This window comes from Polaromonas sp. CG_23.6 (genome assembly GCF_029892315.1).
Taxonomy (GTDB): Bacteria; Pseudomonadota; Gammaproteobacteria; order Burkholderiales; family Burkholderiaceae_C; genus Polaromonas.
Genome location: NZ_JARXUY010000001.1, coordinates 2,991,057 through 3,012,927, shown reverse-complemented (window position 1 = coordinate 3,012,927; position 21,871 = coordinate 2,991,057). Strand labels below are relative to the sequence as shown.

General features: G+C 59.3%; 20 protein-coding genes and 2 pseudogenes. 14 read left to right on the top strand and 8 right to left on the bottom strand.

Going from position 1 to position 21,871, the window contains the following annotated elements:
• The first annotated feature begins 111 nt into the window (after positions 1-111).
• The 4 genes from H4V98_RS14205 (at position 112) to H4V98_RS14190 (ending at position 4,334) form a co-directional block, all read left to right on the top strand.
• On the top strand, positions 112-2,838 hold the full coding sequence (locus H4V98_RS14205; protein ID WP_280757606.1) for an SGNH/GDSL hydrolase family protein: 2,727 nt from the start codon (positions 112-114) through the stop codon (positions 2,836-2,838).
• Between the two features lie 94 nt (positions 2,839-2,932).
• The gene (locus tag H4V98_RS14200) at positions 2,933-3,340 is read left to right on the top strand and encodes a phage holin family protein (RefSeq protein WP_280757605.1); all 408 of its coding nucleotides are present in this window, start codon (positions 2,933-2,935) and stop codon (positions 3,338-3,340) included.
• Positions 3,337-3,795, top strand: coding sequence for a D-Ala-D-Ala carboxypeptidase family metallohydrolase (locus H4V98_RS14195; RefSeq protein WP_280757604.1), 459 nt, complete (start codon positions 3,337-3,339; stop codon positions 3,793-3,795). The genes H4V98_RS14200 and H4V98_RS14195 overlap by 4 nt, the downstream gene beginning before the upstream one ends.
• Positions 3,792-4,334 carry a hypothetical protein gene (locus H4V98_RS14190; RefSeq protein ID WP_280757602.1) on the top strand — a complete coding sequence of 181 codons (543 nt, stop codon included), beginning with the start codon at positions 3,792-3,794 and terminating at the stop codon, positions 4,332-4,334. The genes H4V98_RS14195 and H4V98_RS14190 overlap by 4 nt, the downstream gene beginning before the upstream one ends.
• Positions 4,335-4,408: 74 nt before the next feature.
• Here H4V98_RS14190 and H4V98_RS14185 read toward each other — a convergent pair whose 3' ends face one another.
• Together H4V98_RS14185 and H4V98_RS14180 are read right to left on the bottom strand one after the other, a co-directional pair.
• On the bottom strand, positions 4,409-4,825 hold the full coding sequence (locus H4V98_RS14185) for a hypothetical protein (RefSeq protein WP_280757601.1): 417 nt from the start codon (positions 4,823-4,825) through the stop codon (positions 4,409-4,411).
• A 5-nt stretch (positions 4,826-4,830) separates the two neighbouring features.
• Entirely contained in the window at positions 4,831-5,394 is a 564-nt protein-coding gene (locus tag H4V98_RS14180; RefSeq protein ID WP_280757600.1) for a Panacea domain-containing protein, read from the bottom strand.
• Positions 5,395-6,518: 1,124 nt separating this feature from the next.
• Between H4V98_RS14180 and H4V98_RS14175 the strand changes: the two genes are divergently transcribed.
• The 7 genes and pseudogenes from H4V98_RS14175 to H4V98_RS14145 all read left to right on the top strand — a co-directional run.
• Entirely contained in the window at positions 6,519-7,406 is an 888-nt protein-coding gene (locus tag H4V98_RS14175) for an NAD(P)-dependent oxidoreductase (protein WP_231374738.1), read from the top strand.
• Positions 7,407-7,762: 356 nt separating this feature from the next.
• Positions 7,763-8,248, top strand: coding sequence for a DUF1499 domain-containing protein (locus tag H4V98_RS14170; RefSeq protein WP_280757599.1), 486 nt, complete (start codon positions 7,763-7,765; stop codon positions 8,246-8,248).
• 419 nt (positions 8,249-8,667) lie between these two features.
• Positions 8,668-8,994, top strand: a complete 327-nt coding sequence (locus H4V98_RS14165; RefSeq protein WP_196863598.1) for a transposase — start codon at positions 8,668-8,670, stop codon at positions 8,992-8,994.
• A gap of 39 nt (positions 8,995-9,033) precedes the next feature.
• On the top strand, positions 9,034-9,237 hold the full coding sequence (locus H4V98_RS14160; RefSeq protein ID WP_196863597.1) for a transposase: 204 nt from the start codon (positions 9,034-9,036) through the stop codon (positions 9,235-9,237).
• A 408-nt stretch (positions 9,238-9,645) separates the two neighbouring features.
• Positions 9,646-10,344, top strand: a complete 699-nt coding sequence (locus tag H4V98_RS14155) for a glutathione S-transferase N-terminal domain-containing protein (RefSeq protein ID WP_196863596.1) — start codon at positions 9,646-9,648, stop codon at positions 10,342-10,344.
• A complete protein-coding gene (locus H4V98_RS14150) occupies positions 10,341-11,042 on the top strand; it encodes an SDR family NAD(P)-dependent oxidoreductase (RefSeq protein ID WP_196863595.1) in 702 nt (233 codons plus the stop codon). The genes H4V98_RS14155 and H4V98_RS14150 overlap by 4 nt, the downstream gene beginning before the upstream one ends.
• A gap of 5 nt (positions 11,043-11,047) precedes the next feature.
• Positions 11,048-11,489: pseudogene (locus H4V98_RS14145) on the top strand (glutathione S-transferase N-terminal domain-containing protein); the annotation flags it as partial.
• A 219-nt stretch (positions 11,490-11,708) separates the two neighbouring features.
• Here the strand turns inward: H4V98_RS14145 and H4V98_RS14140 are convergent.
• Together H4V98_RS14140 and H4V98_RS14135 are read right to left on the bottom strand one after the other, a co-directional pair.
• Positions 11,709-12,695 carry a tripartite tricarboxylate transporter substrate binding protein gene (locus H4V98_RS14140; RefSeq protein WP_196863593.1) on the bottom strand — a complete coding sequence of 329 codons (987 nt, stop codon included), beginning with the start codon at positions 12,693-12,695 and terminating at the stop codon, positions 11,709-11,711.
• A gap of 687 nt (positions 12,696-13,382) precedes the next feature.
• Entirely contained in the window at positions 13,383-14,876 is a 1,494-nt protein-coding gene (locus tag H4V98_RS14135) for an amidase (RefSeq protein WP_196863592.1), read from the bottom strand.
• Positions 14,877-15,292: 416 nt separating this feature from the next.
• On the opposite strand from H4V98_RS14135, the gene H4V98_RS14130 reads away from it, so the two are divergent.
• Positions 15,293-15,511, top strand: coding sequence for a hypothetical protein (locus H4V98_RS14130; RefSeq protein ID WP_196863648.1), 219 nt, complete (start codon positions 15,293-15,295; stop codon positions 15,509-15,511).
• Here H4V98_RS14130 and H4V98_RS14125 read toward each other — a convergent pair.
• From H4V98_RS14125 to H4V98_RS14115, 3 genes and pseudogenes are all read right to left on the bottom strand, one after another.
• Positions 15,446-15,972 (bottom strand): annotated as a pseudogene (locus tag H4V98_RS14125) (IS630 family transposase); the annotation flags it as partial. The gene H4V98_RS14130 and the pseudogene H4V98_RS14125 overlap by 66 nt on opposite strands.
• 335 nt (positions 15,973-16,307) lie before the next feature.
• Complete coding sequence (locus H4V98_RS14120) at positions 16,308-18,542, bottom strand: FUSC family membrane protein (protein WP_196863591.1); 2,235 nt, start codon at positions 18,540-18,542, stop codon at positions 16,308-16,310.
• Positions 18,543-18,627: 85 nt separating this feature from the next.
• Positions 18,628-19,617 carry an inositol monophosphatase family protein gene (locus H4V98_RS14115; protein WP_196863590.1) on the bottom strand — a complete coding sequence of 330 codons (990 nt, stop codon included), beginning with the start codon at positions 19,615-19,617 and terminating at the stop codon, positions 18,628-18,630.
• A 148-nt stretch (positions 19,618-19,765) separates the two neighbouring features.
• Here H4V98_RS14115 and H4V98_RS14110 point away from each other — a divergent pair, with 148 nt between their 5' ends.
• Together H4V98_RS14110 and cysE are read left to right on the top strand one after the other, a co-directional pair.
• Positions 19,766-20,593: an RNA methyltransferase gene (locus tag H4V98_RS14110; protein WP_196863589.1), complete on the top strand. Its 828-nt coding sequence runs from the start codon at positions 19,766-19,768 to the stop codon at positions 20,591-20,593.
• Positions 20,594-20,603: 10 nt separating this feature from the next.
• Positions 20,604-21,386 (top strand): serine O-acetyltransferase, encoded by a 783-nt coding sequence (gene cysE, locus H4V98_RS14105; RefSeq protein WP_196863588.1) that lies wholly within the window; start codon positions 20,604-20,606, stop codon positions 21,384-21,386.
• A gap of 28 nt (positions 21,387-21,414) precedes the next feature.
• Here the strand turns inward: cysE and H4V98_RS14100 are convergent, their stop codons facing one another.
• A complete protein-coding gene (locus H4V98_RS14100; protein ID WP_196863587.1) occupies positions 21,415-21,798 on the bottom strand; it encodes an ABC transporter substrate-binding protein in 384 nt (127 codons plus the stop codon).
• Between the last annotated feature and the right edge of the window lie 73 nt (positions 21,799-21,871).

The window sequence follows — 21,871 nt, the reverse complement described above, 5'->3', positions numbered from 1 at the left end:
AAATCGGACGTCGACCACATTGCGGCCATTGCCACCTCCGCCAGCCCAACGGCCACCGACCGGCTTGGCAATGTCAAAAAGACCATTGCCAGCATTCTTGACGCCGGCCAGATGGCGTTGTCGGTTGAGGTCTTTTCAAGTGCAGCAGCGGGCCTTGCCGGCACGCCTGCAGGCAAGTATTTCAGCGTGCCCTCGGCGGAATCCAACCAGTTCCTGATCCTGTACCTCAACACTGCGGGCGTTGCGGTGGAGAAAGACCGGTATTCGAACGCAGCAGCAGTGCAAAAGCCCGCATGGTCGGGCAAAGTCAATGGCTGGCCTGATCCATTTTTTCGCAAACTTTCCCTGACTTCGCAGAAATTTTTAGGCCGTGACCGCTGGTATCAAAGCAACACCGGTGCAGGCATGGATTTTGCTGGGTGGACTCACGTCAACAACAGCATTTTTGATGGCAAGGCGCTGCGCCGGGTTGACGGCTACAACAACACTTCTTACTCTGGCCCCTACTTGTGGCTAGACGAAATTGGCGCATTGCCGGGCGATACGGTGACAGCCTACGTCCTCATTACCGGCGCGTCAGGCGGCACTACTTATAGCGCTTATCAATTCACAACTGACTCTGAGTCGGTGAATGCAGGCGCAGGCGGCTCTATGCTCAACAGCACTGGCGGGAACAACATCACCCCCGGCGCTACACCGCAATGGCTGCGCATCAGCATCGTGGTGCCAGCGACGGCCACGCGCTTGCGACTTTACCCGTACAACCTCAGCGGCTCCACCGGGTTCGACTTATTGGCTTGTTGGGCGTTCAAGGGCGATTCCAACGCTGGCCCAAGCTGGCCGACGCTCACCGATAACTATTTTGCGCTGCGGGATACTGAGTTTGGTTCGCGCGTTGCTGCGCTGGAGTCAAGCTCGGTAATGGCCGATGCAAGCACAAACGAGATTAGAAGCGCACTGGTGCCCTATGTCGTTTACCAGAACCCGCTTGGGGATTCCGAGCTGGTGGGGGATGGGACCTACACTTCAAAGGTGCCGGGCCTCTACGAGGTCATGACACGCAAAAGCCTGTTCAATGCGATTCAGGCGAGGGTATGGGCAGCGAACAGCGCCACGAATATTGAATGGAAGGTGTGGCTACGCCCCAACCTCACGACCTTTAACACCCTGAGCACTGCACCAAACGCCTCTGGGACGATTTCCGCTGGCAGCTTTCCGGTGACTGACAGCCTCTACACGCTACAACTCCCCGCACCCTTGCTGGCAGAGGCGGGGCAGTATGTGCTGGTGATGTTTCGGGCTGTCGATGACACGTCTGTCAGCCATAAAAAGTGGACCTACAATGCGGCGATTTCTCCTGCGCGGCATGGCTTTACCTTGTCCATAAATGCGGGCTGGAACAACACATTCTCAATCAGCTCTACTGGTGGTGCATATGATGCTGTTTCGATCAAGCTGCTGCTGCAATCTGAAGAATTGAGGAAATTTGTAGCACCAACTTCTGCGGCCTACAACCCGTCAACTTCCTTGCTTGCGGCGATAACGATTCAGGCAGCGATTGACGAGCTGGCAGGCTCGCTTGATCTGATTGTGCCGCCTGTCGTCTATGGCGTCCAAAACCGCGAATGCAATGTCTATTTTGACAACCTGCACACGGCGGCAGACAGCCTTGGTTTTTGGTGGAATGCGGACAGCACGGCAGCCAGCACCGGCACGCAACAGGCCGAGCGTTGGACGTGGACACCTCCCGGCGCTGTTGCATCGGGCAACCTGACCATCGAAGCCCGCGACAAACGCAGCGGGCGGTTGCTGGCGACCAAAACCATGGCGCAACGGGCCGCAGCCGCAAGCGCTGGCACAGGCATGGTAAAAAATGTCATGGTGATTGGTGACAGTCTGGTCAACGCAGGAGTCATCACGCAAACGCTGATGGATATTGCGGCTGCTGATGCGATGGGAGTGACGCTCTTGGGCACGCAAGGCACGGCCCCGAACAAGCACGAAGGGCGCGGTGGCTGGACGGTTGCAAACTACACGGCAGCCGGTCCAACCTACTACGATTTCACGGTGTCGGGCGTCACTACTTCACCATTGCTGAATGCCACGGAGTACACCAACAATGGGTCAACTTATCGCGTGCAGACGGTCAACTTGTCGGGCGGGTCAGGAACGCTGCGATGCAGTGTGGTCAGCGGGGGCGCTCCATTGGCCAGCGGCACCCTGACAAAAAGCAATGCGGTGACGGGCGATGCCACGATTGCTTTTTCTGCTGGCGTAGCAGTTGCAGGCAATCCGTTCTGGATTGGTGGCGCGGTCAACTTCCCGCAGTACCTGACGAACTATGCTGTCGCGGTGCCGGACTGGGTATTCATCGGGCTGGGCATCAATGATGTTTTCGGGCAGACCACTGATGCAGCGGCGGCATCTACTGCAAACGCGGCATTTACCAACCTTGACGTTCTCATCAGCTCCATCAAAGCGGCTGGTGCAGGTGTGAAAGTCGGGCTGATGCTGCCCACGCCGCCATCGTCCAGCCAGGATGCCTTTGGTGCCAACTACGGCACCACGGTCACGACCGCCCGATTCAAGCGCAACATTTTGATCTGGGCGCGCGAACTGGCATCCCGCTACGCCACGCAAGAGGCCGCGCGCATCTACATCGTGCCCAGCAACACGGCGCTCGATACCGTCAACGGTATGCACTTTGGCACGACAAGTCCGGTGAATTCCCGTAGCGCCATCACCGTAGCCCGGCAGTCGAACGGGGTACACCCGGCCGTGTCCGGCTACCAGCAGATCGGGGATGCACTGTGGGCTTTCTTGAAGTTCTACGCGTGAAAAATATGATTTCGTCGATTAAAACCAGCCTGAGCTCAGTCGTCATCACTGCTGCCAGGCCGCTCAGCAGCCTCAACTACGCAAGGCCATAGCCATGCGCTTATTTATTTCCATCTTGCTGTGCGCGCACCTGCTGATCCCGGTCACGGTCTGGGCAGAAGTCATCGTTAAAACGCCGCTCAGCTACAGCCTGCAGGAATACGGCATTGTGCTGGCGACGGCACTACTGGGCGGCCTGGCCAGCTGGTGGATGAAAGTCCGGCGCGGCGAGCTGCTGGCCTGGAACCTGTCGGCGCTGATCGGCGAGCTGTGCGTCAGCGCCTTCGCCGGACTGGTGGCCTTCTGGCTGTGTGAATACAGCAACTTCAACCCGTTGCTGACATCTGCGATTGTCGGCATGAGCGGCCACGCCGGGGTCAAGGCTCTGACTTGGATCGAGACCGTCGGCCAGCGAATCATTGAAAAGCGGCTCGGCATTGAGCAATCCAAGGAAACCCGATGAAACTCACGCAGCATTTTTCCCTGGCCGAACTCACGGCCAGCGCCACCGCGCAGCGCCTGGGCCTGGACAACACGCCCGCGCCCGAGCTGGTACCGCGTCTTGTACTGACGGCAGAGATGCTGGAGCGCATCCGCACCACGCTCGGCGTGCCGGTCACTGTCACCAGTGGCTACCGCGCGCCGCGCGTCAACCACGCGGTGGGCGGCGTCACCAGCTCGGACCATGCGCAGGGCCATGCGGCCGACATCGTCGCGCCAGGCTACGGCTCGCCTTTTGAGGTCGCCCGTCTGCTGGCCCCGCTGGTGTCGACGCTGGGCATCGGGCAATTGATCCTTGAAGGCATCAAGGGCAAGCAGTGGGTGCATGTCTCGACCCGCACGCCGGAAAAGCTGGCGAACCGTGTCATCACGATCACCGATGCTGGGGCGCGTGTGGGCATCCAGGTGCTGGCGTGAGCTGGTTCAGCCCGACGCGCTGGCTTGTGCTGGGCGTGTCAATTGTGGGGTTAGTACTGGCCGCACTGTGGCTCGACACCGCCCGGCAGCAAATTGGCTATGACCGGGCCACGGCCGAGTGGGTGGTAAAAGTCGATCGGCAAAAAGCTGAATCGCAGCGCGTTCTGGACATCGAGACGGCCAAGTCAGACGCCGTCACCCAGGCATTAAACGATTTCAAAATCTCACAGGAGCTGCAAGATGCGAAAAACCAGACAACCGTCGCTGACCTTCAAGGCCGCCTGCGCGCTGCTGCCGGTGCTGCTGGCCGGCTGCGCGACCCCAACGCTGCAGGATGTGGGGGTGGTGGTACTGGCGCCCAAGGTGCAGATCCCACCGGTACCGGCGATCGTGCTGGAGACAATGCCGAAGCAGGTGGGCTTTTATCAAGAGAGCTTACTGAGTTTCTTCTCAGCCAGACAGCCAGTGCAGACAAAATCAACATCGCCTACGCCAGTTGCAGGGCCGACGCCATTCACATCCGGGATGCCCTGAAATGACCCCCATGTCGATCATGATAATGTGGATCAGTCTCTGGCTGCCGAAAAAGCCGCCGGGCGGATGAGCCTGCCACTCAATCGAAGAGCACTTTCTCAAGAAGCAGCTTAAATTCTCTTGGAATTCGCCGAGACTTCAGTGCGCCTCGGATGATCCGCTTGATCAATTCCAACGAGCATGGCTCCTTCGCGATGAAGGTTCCTTCTTGCACCCGGCCTTGTAGATGTTCTACTGGTTCAAGCCGCGTAAATCGGTAATCCACATAGCTGTCATGTTCGATAAATGGATGATCGCCAGGCCCAAGCAAACAAGAGTCATCGCCTGGCATACCATGCTGCACGCTTGTCACGCACGCCAGCAATACACGAGGCTTGGAACCGTAGCCGTCCACCAGCACAGGGTCCAGCATCAGGGCAAACAGGTGTTTCTTGTTCTCCGGGCCGGAGGGAATCAGAAGGCTTGCACCCTTCTGGCAATTCCAGGCCTCGGACATAAACCTTAGGCGAAAGCTGCGTTGATGTAACGCTGCTCGTGCAGTCGCTTGTTCAGAATCTCTACTTGCTCTGGCGGATAGCCGACCGCTTTAAGTAGTCGCGCCGGTGGAATTGGACGGCTGGAGCCTTTAGGGTCTTCCCACTCAGGACAGGCGGAAGAGTGCGTGTAATCCCTGAGCTTGTATTTATCCCAGTGACCAAACTCTGACCAAGTCTCGTTTAAGCACTCCAAGTCAGTGTCGCTCAATGCCAAAAGATCTTCCTCTGGCGTACGGATCATGCTTTCATCCCGAAGAGCAACCGCATTTTCTGCACGGTCTGAAACCCATTTATCCCATCCGTCTTCTCTTGACTGCAAAGCTCCGTTCATATGATCGTAGGTCATTGATAGCACGGGGCCATGGGGCATGGAAACGAAGGAATCGCCAGTGATGGTGTCGCCATAACGCTGCATCGAAAGACGCTCAGCCAAGTACATCAACTTCATCAGCTTAAGCAACGGCAACTTCCCGCCTGCTTTATGCAGCAGGCAGGCGGCAGCTTGGGCTGCTTTGCGCTCGTTGAACATTGAAAAGTCTTGCATTTGGCTTGATTGTGAGCTTGGGTTTGCTGTTGAACATCGCGATAGTACCAATTTTCTATTATTTGAGCCAGAATTGTTACATCTGGTCAAGTCCCTTAAACACCCTGGATCACTCTAAAACCACTCATCCAAAGATGCTGAAAGCGGCTGCTGTGGGCCATGTATTGCCATCGTTTGGCGGCTGTGAAATTGCCGAATTGATCAATCGGTCAATCTGCATCCGGTAATGCCATAGATTGGCGTAGGAATTGGCGTAGTAATTGATTTCCTAGACATTTTTTCAGAGGTAACTGCACCCGTGCATCATCGGCGTGTGCAGCGCGGCCTTGTCCGGGGGTTGGACGGCCGGGGATTTTTCTCTTTGCATTCAGTTCGCTGGCTTTGTCGGTAAGCCGTTAGTTGGGTTCAGGGTTCTGGCGCAAGGGCGGGTTTTCATTGTTCTTCCGGAACAGGCCGGTTGATCGAACAAGGCATATTTTCGGCGGCATAACAAACCCCCGATTGTCGCTGCCGCCGGCAAGCCGCATGAAATCCCTTTCAACCGGTGCGCCTGAAGTCGGCTTTGCAAGCTTTCAGACATGTACCCGTTTGGCCGCCAGGCGCAGTTCACTGGCAATGGCGAAAGCTGAGTTCAAGCTCGTCTGCCTGGCGCTCAATCTGCGCAGCATGGGGCGGTGCGGGCCTGTTGAGTCGCAAAGCGGACCCATATTGCAAAAATCACGCCCCTGAGCCCGATGAGACCGGTCTTCGCAGATAGCGCCGACGGTGGTGACGGACACGTTCTCCATGCGCCAGACCGCATGAGCGGGCTAAGAACCAATTCGCGCCTGTTTGAATCCTTTTGCCGCCCAGTCTCCTTGCGAAAGACCACGGGTAGAGCATATTGACCCGGACCATATTTTGATTTCGTGGACGTTGCGTTCAAACCTGCCGCGATGGATGGTCCGGACGGTATTGTCAAAGCTCATCGCCTCAACTGTATCTTTTACAAACTACCCGTGGCTTTTTCGGATTAATGGTTCATTGGTTGTAAAGACGCAAAATATTGCGGTTAGCAACTCAACTGCGAATGTGCTTCACTCGATAAGATAGCGTGAGCAGTCACCTTTTTGCACCCCAGTACCTATCCAATACGAAAGATAAACTCCATGGCGAACATCACATTTCTTGGCACCGGTTTGTTGGGCAGCGCGTTCGCAGAAGCTGCGGCCAAGCGAGGCGAGACCGTCACTGTCTGGAACCGGTCATCCGAAAAGGCTGAAGCGCTTAAGGCGTTCGGCATAGCGGTCGCGGCAACCCCTGCCGATGCCGTCCGGGGCGCGTCCCGGGTTCATCTGATACTGAAAGACGATGCGGTGGTTGAAGAGGTGCTGGCGGCCGCACGAACTGCCTTGTCACCCAGCGCCTTGGTGCTGGACCACACCACCACGCTGCCCGCCAGTACGGCGACTCGCGCTGCGCGGCTGAATTCAGAGGGCGTGAACTACCTGCATTGTCCGGTATTCATGGGGCCAGCAGCGGCCCTCGCTGCTCAGGGGTCCATGATGGTGGCAGGGCCTCAAGCCCTGTTTGAGCAGGTCAAAGGTGATCTGGCGCGGATGACTGCACGCCTGGAATATCTTGGGGAGCGTCAAGACCTGGCAGCAGTCAACAAGCTGTTTGGCAATGCCATGATCATTGGGATGTCGTCCACCTTGGCTGACATCCTCACCATCGCCAAAGCCAGCGGCGTCAAGGGGGACGATGCGATCGAGTTGCTGGAGCTGCTGGACCTTAACGCCATGGTGGCTGGGCGCGGCAAGAAAATGGCCCAAGGCAACTTTTCGGTGAGCTTTGAATTGGCAATGGCTCGCAAGGATGTGCGGCTGATGTTGGAGACTGCGGGTGATCTCCCTATGTCCGTGCTGCCAGGCATTGCCCAGCGGATGGACCAACTTATTGCTCAAGGGCATGGGGCCGAAGATGCGAGCGTGGTGGGTGTTGATTCGTTGTCGTAATGACCTTGCCCCTTAAACATAGACCACGCCAGTCGGCTTTGCCAGGGCTATTGCTGTCAAACATTGCGCACCCTCGAATTTCGCGTGCCGCAGACGCTGCCGTTGTAATGATGCATTACACGTCAGCTGTGGACCCAATCCAGCTTGCGAAGTCGAAGCCCTGCAAATCTGGACTTTGTCCGTCTCCAGACTGACTGGCAACGAAGCGATCTTGATGCTGCAGTTGCAGCGCAAACTGCCGTTGACCCGTAAGCTCTTATCAGCGCGCCGGCTGTAACGTGGGCGAACTCTTTAGATTCGTTTTAATGCAAGCGCTGATCCCCCATAACGATATTTACTATTGAACGGAGCTATGGATGTATCGGCAACGCGAACCCAAGATTACTTTGAGCATCATTGCGCTGTTGGTCGCAGCTGGCTGTGCCTCAACGCTCCCAGCGCTGACCCAGGAAAATACCGAGATCGATCCGAGGATAAACTGCGTGCTTCCAACGAATTGCGTCAATTCGCGTGCCAGTAATGGTCTGTCGCCACTGCGTTTTACCGGCACCGGGGCGCAGGGACTGGCACTGCTTGAAGCGACACTGGCAAGTTTTCCGGAGGCGACCATCTATCAGAAGGACGAGAGCATGGTCAAGGCAGTCTTTAAGACGCCTGCGGGTTTTCGGGATGACGTGATTTTCCTGCTCGACCCGCAGCAGCAACAAATCGATTTCCAGTCGCACTCCGGGTTTGGCCTTTACGACTTCGGCAAGAATCGTTTGCGAATGCAGGGAGTAACAATGCGCTTCGCGGAAGCGACAGCAGAGGCAAATGCAAAGGCAAGGGCAAGGGCAAAGTAATCGGTCAATCGGTCAATCGGTCAATCGGTCAATCGGTCAATCGGTCAATCGGTCAATCGGTCAATCGGTCAATCGGTCAATCGGTCAATATGTTGTAACGAACTACGTGCTTGCTAGGCCGTGATCGGAAAGTTTGATGCGCTGAAGTTGTGCGACCTGAAGAAAAAGCTTCAGATGACCGCCGCACGCTTTTTGGAGCGCTAGAGCAGTGATGTAATCCCCCGTTTTGGGCAGCCAAATGACTCAAGAACGCCACATCTTCACCGATGCGCAATGGCAGCGTATCGAGCCGTCAATGCCGCCTTGCAAAGGCCGCCCCGGCGGGGCTTAGAGGGCGTTTTTCGATGCCCTGCTGTGGATGGCCCGCACGGGCTCGCCCTGGCGCGACCTGCCCGAGCGGCTGGGCGAATGGAACGCAGTTGTACCAACGCTATGCGTATTGGTGTAAAAAAGGGCACTTCGAGCACCTTTTCCAGGGCGTGCAGCAGCCCGACATGGAGGATATGACGGTGGATTCAACCTGCTGCCGGGCGCACCTATCCTCGGCAGGGGCAAGGAAAACCAACGGCCCACAGTCCATCGGCATCACGCGCGGCGGGCGCAACACCAAAATCCACGCCATATGCAACGCGCTGGGCAACCCGCTGCGCTTTGTGCTGACCGCAGGCCAGCGTCACGACTCCAAACCCGTACCCGAACTGCTGGGTGGGCTGCAGGCCAAGGCGCTTTTGGCAGACAAGGCATAGGACTCAGACAAAATTGTCCAGGCTGCACAAAAGCAGGAAATGGACATCATCATCGCCTGCCGGGTCAACCGCAAAAAGAACCCACGCGTGCTGGACACGCACCGCTATAAGGCGTGCCACCTGGTGGAAAACCTTTTCCAGCGCATGAAGGTTTTTCGCCGTGTGGCTACCCGCTATGACAAGCTCGACGTCACGTTCCTGGGCTTTGTGCATATCGCCGGCACCAGGAAATGGCATCATTGACTTTCTGAACACGGCCTGGATCGATGGATAACGACTACGTTTTTAACAGTCGCATTTATACGAGCGACAGCTTTATCGCGGTAAGCTGGAGCCGATCAGATCTAGAGTCTGGGCTTTTATCGTCGGTCTGTGCTCTCACGATGAGCGGCAGTATTGCTGCGATTTCCGTCCCTCGGCTTGGGCAGATAAATTCACACATTCGCCCAAGAGCCGCCAGTTGCAAACTGTACCGATTCCAGACATTCGCTTACTGATTTCCTCACGGGAATACCCGACGGCAAACGATGCTTTCGATTTGGCCATCAGGGTTTAAGCAGTGTGTCCAAGGTTAAACGTATAACAAACTTACACTGCCAGAGCCTAGCAAAAGCTCCAGCAGTCGATCGCACAACTCTGATAAGGAACCCCATGATCAAGTTTTACTACCACCCGTCCCCCAACCCCGCCAAAGTTGCTTTGTTTCTTGAGGAGGCAGGTCTGCCTTACGAAGTCGTTCCAGTGGATACGCGCAAGGGAGATCAGCACTTGCCTGAGTTCACCGCTATCAACCCGAATGGTAAAACTCCGGCGCTGGTTGACGGAGACGCTGTTGTCTTTGACAGCAATGCTATTTTGATCTACCTCGCTGAGAAAACGGGTGCATTCCTGCCGGAGAACACGCCTGCGCAGCGCGCCCAGATGCTGTCGTGGCTGATGTTGGTTGCCACTGGTGTTGGCCCCTATTCAGGCCAAGCAGTGCACTTCAAACATTTCGCGCCTGAACCTAAGGCTTACGCAGTGAACCGTTACGATTTCGAGGCGCAGCGCCACTGGGCGTTGATTGACGCGCAACTCGAAAAACACCGCTTCATGCTGGGTGATACCTACACCATCGTAGACATGGCCGTGTGGGGCTGGGCGCGCGCCGTGCCCTTCATTCTGGGGGCTGAAGCCTGGGCGACGCTACCGAACGTCAAGCGACTTCTCGACGAGATCAATGCGCGCCCTGCTGCCCAGCGTGCCGAAGCCCTGAAAACCAAGCACGCCTACAAAACCGAGATGGACGAAGACTCCCGCAAGGTGATGTTCCCACAAAACGCTCGACTCGCCACGCCGGCGGCCGCATGAGTGATACACAGTATCGGCGGGCGTTGATTGTTGGTGCCGGCCCCGGGCTTGGCGCGAGTTTGGCGCGCGCCTTTACCGGTAACTGTGGAATGCGTGTGGCGATAGCGGCGCGCAGGCGTGAGCCACTCGAGGCGATTGCGGCCGAAACCGGCGCCGTCCCGCTCGTTGCTGACGCAAGCAATGCAGCCTCAGTTGAAGCTCTGTTTGACGCTGCTGCGCTGGCGTTGGGTGGCTCGCCGGATGTTGTTGTTTACAACGCCAGTCAACGCGTTCGCGGCGCTTTCGTTGAGGTGGATGCCGATGCTGTCGCGCGGGCGGTTGACGTGACCGCGATCGCTGCTTTTCGCGTTGCCCAGCAAGCTGTGCGCCGCATGCTGCCTCACCGAAACGGCGTGGTGCTCTTCACGGGCGCGTCGGCTGGGGTCAAGGGATACGCGCAATCGGCCGCGTTTGCGATGGGCAAGTTTGCGTTACGCGGCTTGGCGCAAAGCATGGCGCGCGAGCTGTCGCCACAAGGCATTCATGTCGCCCATGTGGTCGTTGACGGCTCCATCCGACCTGCCGGCGCGCCCAATGACGGCCAGGACACGCAACTTGACCCTGACGCCATTGCTGCCAGCTATGTGCACCTACTCACGCAACCGCGAAACACCTGGTCCTGGGAGATCGAGGTGCGTCCCTGGGTCGAGCGCTTTTGATATGAATAAGGTCACGTTATAAGTGCACCACCGAATACGTCCCACCCAAAGTCTGGCTTTGGGACAAAGAAAGCGGCGGCAAGTTCGCCAGCATTAACCGGCCTATCGCTGATGCCACGCACTACAAGGACTTGCCAGTCGGGAGTCGCTCCTACAGCGTTACGCACTGGCAACGCCCAGTAGTGTCAAGGTGACGTTCATGCGTGAACTGCTGGCGCTGGGCCACAGCGGCACCGAGCACGACGTTTGGCTGATTTGTATCCATGATGATGATAAGTTCAGCAGTAGCTTTATCGCCTGCGAACCCAAACTCAAAGATTCCTGCATTGATGGGCCATCAATGGTGCAAAGCCGGTGCGGGTATGCGAGTCCGGCGCTTTTTTGCAATACCTGGCCGAGAAGTTTGGCGCTTTTGTGCCTGCCAGTGGCGCCGCGCGCGCTGAATGTTTTGTAGTGATACCTCAGCGCTGGGTGGTGGAACGCTCTTTTGTTTCAAGTCAATCCGGGAAACATGGGGCAGTGACCTTGACATCTTCGGTGAGTACGTTGATTCGATCTCTGGTTTTGCAGCGGGCGAGCAGGTCTGGAAAAGCCGTCGATATGGATCATCAGTAAGACCGGTCAGAAAGCTTTTGAAAAGTCAGAACAGCGCCAAAATCTTGCACGTCAATCCAGTTTAGCGCCTGACTCCTTCACCACTTTGGCCCATTTGATGGTCTCGCTCTGGATGAATGTAGCCAGTGCTTCCGGTGTTCCCGGTGCCGCGTCCAGCCCCAACAGCGCCAGCTTTTCGCGCACATCGGGCAACGCCAGCACCCGGGCAGTTTCAGTGCTGATGCGGGCCTGCACCTCCCGGGACAGTCCGGCGGGGGCCAGCAGGGCAAACCAGGACGTGGCTTCAAAGCCCGGCAGGCCGGACTCGGCAATCGTTGGAATCGTCGGTGCGGCCGCCGAGCGGGTCGCGCTGGTGACGGCAATGGCACGCACTTCGCCCGACTTGATCAACGGCAAAGCCGAAGGCATGTTGTCGAAAATCATGGTGATACGCCCGCCCAGCAGATCAGGTACGGCCTGCGCGCGGCCCTTGTAGGGAATGTGTTGCATCTTCACACCCGCAAGGGTGTTGAACAGCTCTCCAGACAGGTGAATCGATGTGCCGCTGCCAGAAGAGCCGAAGGTCAACGGCGTCTTGCCGGCCAGGGCGATCAGCTCCTGTACGTTTTTGGCCGGCACCGCGTTGTTGACAACCAGCACATTAGGCGTGGACGCCAGAAAGCTGATGGGTGTGAAGTCCTTGATGTTGTTGTACGGCATGTTGGCGTACAGCGCCGGGTTGATGGCGTGGGTGCCTACCGTGCCGACCAGCAGCGTTGTGCCGTCACCGGGGCTTTTGGCCACGAAGTCGGCACCGATGTTGCCCCCAGCACCAGGCTTGTTGTCCACGGTGAATGTCTGGCCCAGCGACTGGCTCCATTTGTCGGCCAGTATGCGGGCCAGGGTGTCAGGGGCGCCCCCTGGCGTAAAGGTCACCACGATCTTCACCGGCTTGGTCGGCCAGGCACCAAGCGCCGGCTGCGCCTGGGCGCCTGGGAGCAGCGGGTTGAGCAACAAACCCAGGACAGCGAACGCGTGCTTGAGCGACTTCAATGACATAAATATCTCCTGTATTTTCAAAGGGTAGGAACTGCGACCGCATAAGTCCAAGCATCTCACCGTATCGTGTCTTGTGAAAACGTGTTTACCCTCAGGCAGAAGTTCTGTTGCCTCAAGCAAATTTCAGAAAATTGATTCAACTACCTCCAAAGGGCAACGCCATTGGTATCGATCACGAAGATGTCCAGACGTGCATACCCACAGGCACAACCCAACCCAACCTAGCCACCAGTGCTGTAACTCACATGTACTTCATCAAGACCCGTGTTGGCGCTGAAATTGATTTGACCCAGGGCTATCGTTTTTGAGCGACCCAACCTTGGGCCTCTGCCACCGCGATTGGCACAGGGTCCAGTAAAATCGTGTCATTTGGCGTGACCTTTAGACGCGAAAGGCGACTTGTTTGTCGATTCAACAGAAAAGTTTTCGCCGCCTTTTAAATCGATTCGACTGACGCCAAGATCGTGAAAATCTTGGTACGAATTGTGCAAAGAAAAAAAATTGGCTTTGCTATTTAACGGTTGCTACTGTTCGCAGATCAATCCAATGCCAGCAAGCGCTCAGCAAAAGTCGTTGTACCACTTTGTGGCGTCTTTCCAGGTCATAAGGCCTTGATCCCGGCTTGAACGGCTACGGCGCGCATGGATTGAACCAAAAAACAAAAAGACGATGAATCATGTACAGGCTTCAACCCAGTAGCGTGCTGCGCGCGTGCGCGTGCCCGCTGGCCTGGTCATAGGCGTGGCCAATTTGCAGTACCGACCAGTCGGCCTGTGTCGGCCCCAGGATTTGCAGGCCTGCGGGAAGGCCATTGACGCTAAAGCCAGCCGGCACGCTTAGAGCGGGCAGGCCTGCCATGGTGGCGGGCACCACTACCTCCATCCAGCGGTGATAAGTGTCCATGTTGCGGCCATTAACCTGGGCGGGCCAGTGCAGCGCGGCGTCGAACGGCAGCACTTGGGTCGCTGGCAGTATCAGGTAGTCGTAGGTCTCGAACAGGACGCGCAGAACCTGGTACCAAGCCGAGCGGTCGCATGCCGCGTTGAACACATCTGGCCCGCTGAGCGCCAGGCCGCGCTCGATCTCCCACACTGCTTCGGGCTTGAGCAGGGCGCGCTGGGCCACGTCGTTGTACAGGGCCGCATTGCTGCCCGCCACATTGAAGCTGCGCAGCGTGAGCCAGGCGCGCCACAGGCGCTCCAGGTCGAAGGCTGGCAGCACCGGCTCGACCTGGCAGCCGATCGTTTCAAAGGTTTTACATGTTTGTTCGCACAGGGCCAACAACTCGGGCTCCATAGCGAGGTGGCCGCCCAGGTCGCCTAGCCAGCCGATACGGCTGCCTTTGAAACTGCGCTGCAACGGCGCGGTGAAGTCGATGGCTTGATCGCGGCGCGTGAGCGGCAAGCGTGCATCGAAGCCAGCCTGCACGGACAGCAACAGCGCCAGATCCGGAATGTTGCGCGCCATCGGTCCAGACACACTGAACTGCTGGAAGAACACCTCATCGGTCGGCCCGTGCGGCACGCAGCCCGGCGTGGTGCGCATACCGTAAACGTTGTTGAACGCGGCCGGCGTACGCAGCGATCCCATCATGTCTGAGCCGTCGGCCACCGGCAGCATGCGCAGCGCCACTGCTACGGCGGCCCCCCCGCTGCTGCCGCCCGCCGTCTTGTCAGGGTTGAAGGCGTTTCCGGTGGTGCCGTAGACGCTGTTGAAGGTATGGCCGCCCAAGCCGAACTCGGGGGAGTTGCTGCGGCCAATGAACACTGCACCGCCCTGGCGCACGCGTTCGAACACTGCCGCGTCGGTGCTGCTCACTTGTCCCTTGAATATGGGTGAACCCTTGGTGGTGACCATGCCTTTTGCCGGCATGATGTCCTTGGGCGCCTGCGGAAAGCCATGCATCGGTCCCCGCCAATTGCCCCGCGCGAGCTCTGCATCGAGTTGCTGTGCCTGCTGGCGCAGTCCTTCTGCCGGCTGCAAAGCAACCAGCGCATTGACCCGCGGATTAAGCCAGGCCACCTGGTCTAAAAACGCATTTAGCGTTTCCACGCACGACAGCTGTCGCGTCTGGATGGCGCGCGAGAGACTGACCGCATCGAGTTCGGTAATGTCGTTGGCGGGGTTGGCGGGGTTGGTGGCAGCACCAGCGGCGGCGGCGGGAGGAGGGGTGGTAATCATCCAACCGAGGATAATTCACACCGCAAAAATGCCTCACGTTTTTCTTAATGAGGGAATCAATGTTTGGCTGCTCCGCGTTCGCGCAGTGTTTGGTGAGCATCAGCGAACGCCGGACCGAGACTCAAATGCTCGGCAGGCCGGATTCGGCAATCGTTGGAATCGTGGGTACTGCGGCCTTGCTTTCCGATTGGCTCAAGTGATTTCGTGTATTTGTCCATCTACATCGGCATGGCAAAATTGAAATCCCAACATTGCGTGTGCGTCTACAACGACGAACTCGCCCCTCGGCGCCGTCATGGTTTTCGCGCGGCGGCTTGAATGGTCTCGATGCCGATTTACCAAGCTGTCAGTGACATGCTCAAAATTTTTGAGTGCAGCTTAAGTCCTGGCGTCGCCACGGCCATGTCTGCAAACGCATGGAAGCCGTCGATGCGGTTGTAGCAAAGCCCAAGAAAAATAACTTCTTCAAAAGCATCCAGGGACTATTTCTGTCCGCGTTGTGCGTTCAGGACTTGTTCCGCAAAAACTCTGAAGTTTTAAGCTGCATAGTGAACCAGACGATCCTAGAATTAGGCCACAACACGTTCAGGGTTTTGCTCCAGCATCGCCATGTGATCGTTGGCAGCTTCGCGTAATTTACGCCTTGGTTCTGACGGGCACACGTTTGCCCATTTCCTGTTTCAAGTCTGCGTTGAGCCGTTCTTCCGGGTTGAGCTGCGGGCTGTAGCGGGCCAGGTAAAACAGTTCAATCTGATCATGCCGCTCAGCTACCCAGGCCTTCACCATGCGGTTGTGATGCACCCGCAGGTTGTCCAGAATCAAAAACACCTTCTTGCCTGCATCCTGGGTCAAGGCCGGCAAAAATTCGATGAGTTTTCCGGCATCAAACGCCTCATCAATGATCATCCATCGCGTTTTCCCCTGACTTGTAACTGTAGTGATCATTGAGAGTTTGTGGCGCGTGCCGCCTACCGCCATGGCCACCGGGGTTTTGCCCGCTGGCGAGAAGCTTCTGCCCCGCACGTCGGTATTGACCAAGGCTGTTTCATCGCCCCAGTGAATCTCACCCCCCCTGGGCCTTGGCGCGTTGCTCAATGGCCGAGCGCACTGTCGGGTAGCTCAGTCCCGTCATTGGCACGACTTGCTTGCGCCGCTCGTGCAGTCGCTCCAGTGTTTGGTTTCTTGCGTCTTGTTTTTCCATGAAAATTTGACCAGAAAAACCTTGCAAAGATCAAACTTTACGGGGCCTTGTCTGTGGGTGGGTTCGGGGTTCTGGCGCAAGGACTGGTTTTCATTGCTCTTCCGGAACAGGCCGGTAGATTGGACAAGGCATATTTTCGGCGGCACAACAAACCACCGACTGTCGCTGCAGCCGTCAAGCCGCATGAAATCCTTTTTAACCGGTGCGCCTGAAGTCGGCTTTACAAGCTTTCAGACGTGTACCCGGTTGGCCGCCAGGCGCAGTTCAATGGCAATGGCGCAGGCCAGCTGCAGGCGGCGCAGCAGCCAGGGCGTCAGGTCGGCCGCCAGCAACACATCCGGCCGCGCTAGGTGGGGCTGGCCCGAAAGGCTGAAACCGGGCGGGTTCATGCTTGAGGTGGCTGGCGCCTGGCCCGACAGTTCGGCTTCGATGCAGCGGGCGGCCTGCTCGAGCGCCGGCGTGGCCTGGGCCAGGTCCAGCTGGCCGCGCCTGAGCAGCAGCAGCGACTTGACCGCCGTCAGCTGCGCCAGCAACTGGTAGCTGCGCGCCTGCAGCACTTCAAGCGGCTCCAGCGGTAAGCGCACCTGGCGCGGTTCGGCCAGGCTGCGCTGGGTGGCCAGTGTCAGCGCCGACAGGCTGTCGTAGGCTTCGCGGCGCGCCAGTCGCCAGTTCACATCCGCTGTCTGGGGGGTGTCCAGCAGCGCCAGCGCCAGCGTGGCATGCTGGCTTTGCGCCTCAATGCTGCGCTTGACCAGGCCGGGAATCTGGCTGCGTTCCCATGACGGCAGCACATAGCTGAACAGCCAGGCCAGCAGTGCACCGAGCAGCGTGTCGGCCAGCCGCTCGCCGATGGCAAAGGTGGGCTGCAGGCCGACCAGCATCAGGTGCGCTTGCAGCAGGCCGGTCACCGTGCCGGCAATCGTCGTGTAGAGGTAGCGCCGCAAGGCAAAGGCATGCGCCAGGCCGGCGCTGAGCGCGACGATCAGGAATAGCACCTTGGCGCCCGAATGGACAGTCAGCAGGCCCATCACCAGCAGACATGCGAGCACAGTGCCGGCGACGCGCGCATTGCGCCGCTGTACCGTTTGCGCCAGGTTGCCGCGCATCACCACGACGATGGTGATCAGGATCCAGTAGTCGTGCGTGGCCCATGGCAGCTGCAACGCCACGACATAGCCTGTCGCCACGGCCAGCGTGGCGCGCAGCGCATAGCGCAAGGTCGGCGCGCGCCAGCCCAATTGCCCCAGCAGCGGCTTGACGCTCCATTTGGTGGTGCTCACGAACAGCTGCCACTGGTTGCGCACCAGGCTCAGCTCGGGCGCCACGTCGCCGCGTGCCAGCGCCGCGATCTTTACCGCCTCGTCATTGATGTGGCCAATGCGGTCGGCCATGTTGCGCAGCAGGGCGGCGGTGTCGGGCGGGTCGGTGCGGACCGGTTCGAGTGCCAGCTTCGGGTTGTCGGTCGGGCGGGGCGGCAATGTGCCGGCCAGCTTTGGCCGCAGGTCGGGAATCGGCCGGATCGACATCTGGCGCCGGCCCAGCAGCAGCGCCATACCCAGCGACTGCAATTCATCGGCCGTGGCGTTCAGCGCCTGCTGCAGTCTGGGCAGGTGGGGTGCGATGGCGCGCCGGTCCAGCAGCACGTCCAGGTCCAGGTCGCAGGCCAACTGGTGGTCGCGCGCTTCGAGCAGGCTTAGCAGCATGGCAGCCACCTGTTGGCGCGGACGGGTGGTGGGCGACTCCAGCACCACGTTGCGCGTGTCCTGCAGCTGGTCGGCAAAATTGGCCTGCTGCGCCAGCATGGCTTCAAGCAGCGCCTGGTGGTTGGGCTCGTCGTCAAAACGCTGCGCCTGGATGCGCAAGATGGCGGCAAAGCTGTGCAGGCATTCGGCCAGCAACTGCAACCGGTAGCGGCGGTTGAGCAGGTGCGTGGTCAGCACCGCCCACAGCAGATAAAGCACCGAGCCGGCGACAAACCAGCCGGTATGCGCCAGCACCTGGTTGAGCGAAGTCATCGGCGGCGCGGCCATGGAAAACAGCATCGAGAACAGCAGCGAAAAGCAGATCGGCCCGCCGCGCTTGCCCCAGGCCATCAGCATCACGGCCAAGAAAGTGCCGCCCACCAGCACACAGCCCAGCAACAAATCGTCCTGGCGCGTCAGTTGCACCAGCATGAACAGCGGCGTGCCGAGCACCGGCGCAGGCAGCACCTGCATGATCTTGCGCCGTCGCGGCGAGGGAACATCCGGCAGGCTGGTGATGAGCACGCCGACGGCGGCGCTGGCGGCGGCCCCGAGTCCGGCTGTTTCGAACAGCGCCAGCATGATCAGCACCAGACCGAAAGAGACGCTCAGGCCGTTGGTAACGTAGTGGCTCAACGACACGCGAAGCAGCTCTTGTGCCCTGCTGCGCAGCCGGCCTGCCAGCACGGTCAAGGGGGATGGGTCACTCGGATGGCGGTTCATGGTGTGGCCACCACTGTACCCAAACCTGCCCGCTCAGTGCGCCGGCCCTGCACGCTGTCGGGGCGTGCAGGGCCGGCGCAGGGACTCAGAAAGGCGCGTCGGGCACTTGGGCTGCGCTGCCAACGGGCGCGGCGGCGCTGTCGGCCTTGACGCGCCTGGACTTGAGCGTCGGCTTGGCGACGGGCGCGGCTTCTTCGTTGCCGCTGGCCGCTGTCTCGTCCTCGGCGCCACTCAGGGCCTGGCGAACGCTTGCCTTGTCGCCCGCACCGGCAAACTTGCTGTACTTGCCCAGCGTGCCGACCAGCTGGCCGTAGATGCGCGGGTTACCGGCGACACATTCGCTGTGGTCCATGAAGTCCGACTCGCCGGTGAAGTTGCCGATCAGTCCTCCCGCTTCGGTGATCAGCAGCGAGCCCGCAGCCACATCCCAGGGCTGCAGGCCGGTCTCGAAAAAGCCGTCGGTGTAGCCGGCCGCGACATGCGCCAGGTCCAGCGCGGCAGCGCCCGGGCGGCGCACACCGGCGCATTGGCTCATGACTTCACCCAGCATGTTCAGGTAAGGCTTGAGCTTGTCGCCGGGGCGGTAGGGAAAGCCGGTCGAGATCAGGCATTCCTGCAGGCGCGTGCGCTTGCCGACACGAATGCGGCGGTCGTTGACGTAAGAGCCGCGGCCCTTGCTGGCGCTGTAAATATCGTTGCGGTTCGGGTCGTACACCACCGCCTGCTCAATCTTTCCGCGTACCGACAGCGCAATGCTGACGCAGTAGAACGGAAAGCCGTGGATGAAATTGGTGGTGCCGTCCAGCGGATCGATGATCCAGACGAATTCGGAGTCTTTCGCCCCATGTTCGCTGCCCGATTCCTCGGCCAGGATGCCGTGGTCGGGGTAGGCGGTCAGCAGGATTTCGATGATCGCGGCCTCGGCGGACTTGTCGACTTCGGTGACGAAATCGTTGGTCTGCTTGAGCGACACACGGACCGCTTCGACGTCAAGGGCGGCGCGGTTGATGAGGGCGCCGGCGGCGCGCGCAGCCTTGACGGCCACGTTGAGCATGGGGTGTAGATTGCTGGACATAAATTGTAAGAAAGAGCGGGCAAGAACTGCAAAACCGGGAACCGGTGGCAGGCGACAATAGCGGATTTTACCGGCTTCGCCCGCCTGGCCCGGAATCACGACGGTCGCCGGGTTTTTTGCAGCGGCCCTCCGGCCACTTTTTATCTCCATGAAAACCCGCTTCATCCTGATCAACACCAGCCACGCCGGCAATGTGGGCGCTACCGCCCGCGCCATGAAAACCATGGGTTTTGACGACCTGGTGCTGGTTGCGCCGCGTTGGGCGAATGTGCTGCGGCGCGAGGAAACCATCCAGCGGGCCAGCGGCGCGCTCGATGTGCTGAACAACGCGCGCATCGTCGAAACGCTCGATGAGGCGCTCGACGGCATGGCGCACCTGTGCGCCACGGCCATGACGCCGCGCGACTTCGGCCCGCCCACCCGGGCGCCGCGCGCGCACTTTGCCGAACTGCTGGGTGCGACAGATGTGCTATCGAAAGATGAGCTGTCTGTTCTCGACCGTATTGCGCAAAAGCCTGATTCGGTTGCTTTTTTGTTTGGCTCCGAGCGTTTCGGCATGCAGAACGACGACGTCTACCGCTGCCATGTGGCGCTGAGCATTCCGACCGATCCAAAATTCGGCTCGCTCAACCTCGGTGCGGCGGTGCAGCTGGTGGCCTACGACTGGCGTGAGGCCCTGGGCGGCTTTGGCATTCAGGCGGCGCCTGAAGAAGTCCGGCTGGCCGATGCCGCTGCCGTGGGCGGCATGCTCAGGCACTGGGAAGAAGCGCTGGTCCACATCGGCTTTCTCGACCCGGCTTCGCCCAAGAAACTGATGCCGCGCCTGAACCAGCTGTTCAACCGCGCCCAGTTGAGTCCTGAGGAAATCCACATCCTGCGCGGCGTGGCCAAAATGATGATGCGGCAGACCGCCATTCAAGCCCGGCCGGCACAGGACAAGGCGCCGGCGTCAGCGGACACGCCCGCCAACCCCTAAACTCCTTGCAATGTTTTCCAGACTCCGCTCCGACATCCAGTGCATCCTTGAACGCGACCCCGCCGCCCGAACCCGCTGGGAGGTGCTGACCTGCTACCCCGGTCTGCACGCGCTGGTGCTGCACCGGCGCGCGCACTGGTGCTGGACGCATGGCTTCAAATGGCTGGGGCGCTTCATTTCGCACCTAGCGCGCTGGTTCACCGGCATCGAGATCCATCCCGGTGCGCAAATTGCCGGCTGCGTGTTCATCGACCACGGCATGGGCGTGGTGATTGGCGAAACCGCTGAAATCGGATCGGGCTGCACGATTTACCACGGTGTCACGCTGGGCGGCACCTCTCTGTACAAGGGCGCCAAGCGCCATCCGACGCTAGGCAAAAACGTGGTCGTTGGCGCTGGCGCGCAGGTGCTCGGCGGCTTCACCGTCGGTGATGGCGCGCGCATCGGCTCGAACGCCGTGGTGGTCAAGCCCGTGCCGGACGGCGCCACAGCCGTGGGCAACCCGGCCCGCATCATTCAGGCGGGTGCTGATGTCAAGCGCGAGGAGGCGGCCAGCCAGATGGGCTTTTCAGCCTACGGCGTGACGCAGAGCGACGACCCGCTCAGCCAAGCCTTGCGAGGGCTGATCGACAATGCCTCGGGCCAGGAGTACCAGATTTCGCTGCTTTGGCAGGCGATTGAAAAGTTGTCGAATTTGCCCGCTGCTGAGCCGCACCGCAATTGCGTTCCCAAGGATGCCGCGCTGGAAGAAAACTTTGAAGCCGACAAGCTGAACCAGCTGATCGGTAAATAGCCGGCGGCGGCGCCGGCCCTGAAAAGATTTATTTGGCGGCGGCAGGGGCCGACGCCGCTGCGGCCGCTTTTTCTGCTGCGGCTTTTTGTTTTTCTTCCGGGTTCATCGTCCCGGCGATGGCGCTGCCGGCCATCGACCCCACCACCGCACCCAAGGCCATGGAGCCCATGGTGCCCATCATGCCGGAGCCTGCTGCTACAGGGGCCGCGGCGGGTGCTGCGGCTGCTGTAGGGGCTGGTGCAGCTGCTGCCGGCGTTGCCGCTGCAGGGGCTCTGGCAGGCGCCGGGGCTGCCGCGCGCGGTGCCGATTTCATGCCGCCGCCCATGCGCTTGGCATGGGCCAGCGAAGGCAGTGTCAGGGAAGCCACAGCCAGGGTCACGATGGAAAGGCTGGTGCGAAAAGTAGCGTTCATGAAGTCACTCGGGTAAAAAAATCAAACAAAAATGCCAAGGCGCTGTGGCCCGGCTTTTTCCGCTGCATGCACG

Excerpts from the sequence above, each read along its gene's own strand:
- H4V98_RS14140 (WP_196863593.1), bottom strand. The coding sequence starts at position 12,695 with ATGTCATTGAAGTCGCTCAAGCACGCGTTCGCTGTCCTGGGTTTGTTG.
- H4V98_RS14200 (WP_280757605.1), top strand. The coding sequence starts at position 2,933 with ATGCGCTTATTTATTTCCATCTTGCTGTGCGCGCACCTGCTGATCCCG.
- cysE (WP_196863588.1), top strand. The coding sequence starts at position 20,604 with ATGTTTTCCAGACTCCGCTCCGACATCCAGTGCATCCTTGAACGCGAC.
- H4V98_RS14180 (WP_280757600.1), bottom strand. The coding sequence starts at position 5,394 with ATGTTCAACGAGCGCAAAGCAGCCCAAGCTGCCGCCTGCCTGCTGCAT.
- H4V98_RS14100 (WP_196863587.1), bottom strand. The coding sequence starts at position 21,798 with ATGAACGCTACTTTTCGCACCAGCCTTTCCATCGTGACCCTGGCTGTG.
- H4V98_RS14205 (WP_280757606.1), top strand. The coding sequence starts at position 112 with ATGGCGTTGTCGGTTGAGGTCTTTTCAAGTGCAGCAGCGGGCCTTGCC.
- H4V98_RS14135 (WP_196863592.1), bottom strand. The coding sequence starts at position 14,876 with ATGATTACCACCCCTCCTCCCGCCGCCGCCGCTGGTGCTGCCACCAAC.
- H4V98_RS14170 (WP_280757599.1), top strand. The coding sequence starts at position 7,763 with ATGTATCGGCAACGCGAACCCAAGATTACTTTGAGCATCATTGCGCTG.
- H4V98_RS14130 (WP_196863648.1), top strand. The coding sequence starts at position 15,293 with ATGGAAGCCGTCGATGCGGTTGTAGCAAAGCCCAAGAAAAATAACTTC.
- H4V98_RS14185 (WP_280757601.1), bottom strand. The coding sequence starts at position 4,825 with ATGTCCGAGGCCTGGAATTGCCAGAAGGGTGCAAGCCTTCTGATTCCC.
- H4V98_RS14110 (WP_196863589.1), top strand. The coding sequence starts at position 19,766 with ATGAAAACCCGCTTCATCCTGATCAACACCAGCCACGCCGGCAATGTG.
- H4V98_RS14115 (WP_196863590.1), bottom strand. The coding sequence starts at position 19,617 with ATGTCCAGCAATCTACACCCCATGCTCAACGTGGCCGTCAAGGCTGCG.
- H4V98_RS14155 (WP_196863596.1), top strand. The coding sequence starts at position 9,646 with ATGATCAAGTTTTACTACCACCCGTCCCCCAACCCCGCCAAAGTTGCT.
- H4V98_RS14120 (WP_196863591.1), bottom strand. The coding sequence starts at position 18,542 with ATGAACCGCCATCCGAGTGACCCATCCCCCTTGACCGTGCTGGCAGGC.
- H4V98_RS14195 (WP_280757604.1), top strand. The coding sequence starts at position 3,337 with ATGAAACTCACGCAGCATTTTTCCCTGGCCGAACTCACGGCCAGCGCC.
- H4V98_RS14160 (WP_196863597.1), top strand. The coding sequence starts at position 9,034 with ATGGACATCATCATCGCCTGCCGGGTCAACCGCAAAAAGAACCCACGC.
- H4V98_RS14150 (WP_196863595.1), top strand. The coding sequence starts at position 10,341 with ATGAGTGATACACAGTATCGGCGGGCGTTGATTGTTGGTGCCGGCCCC.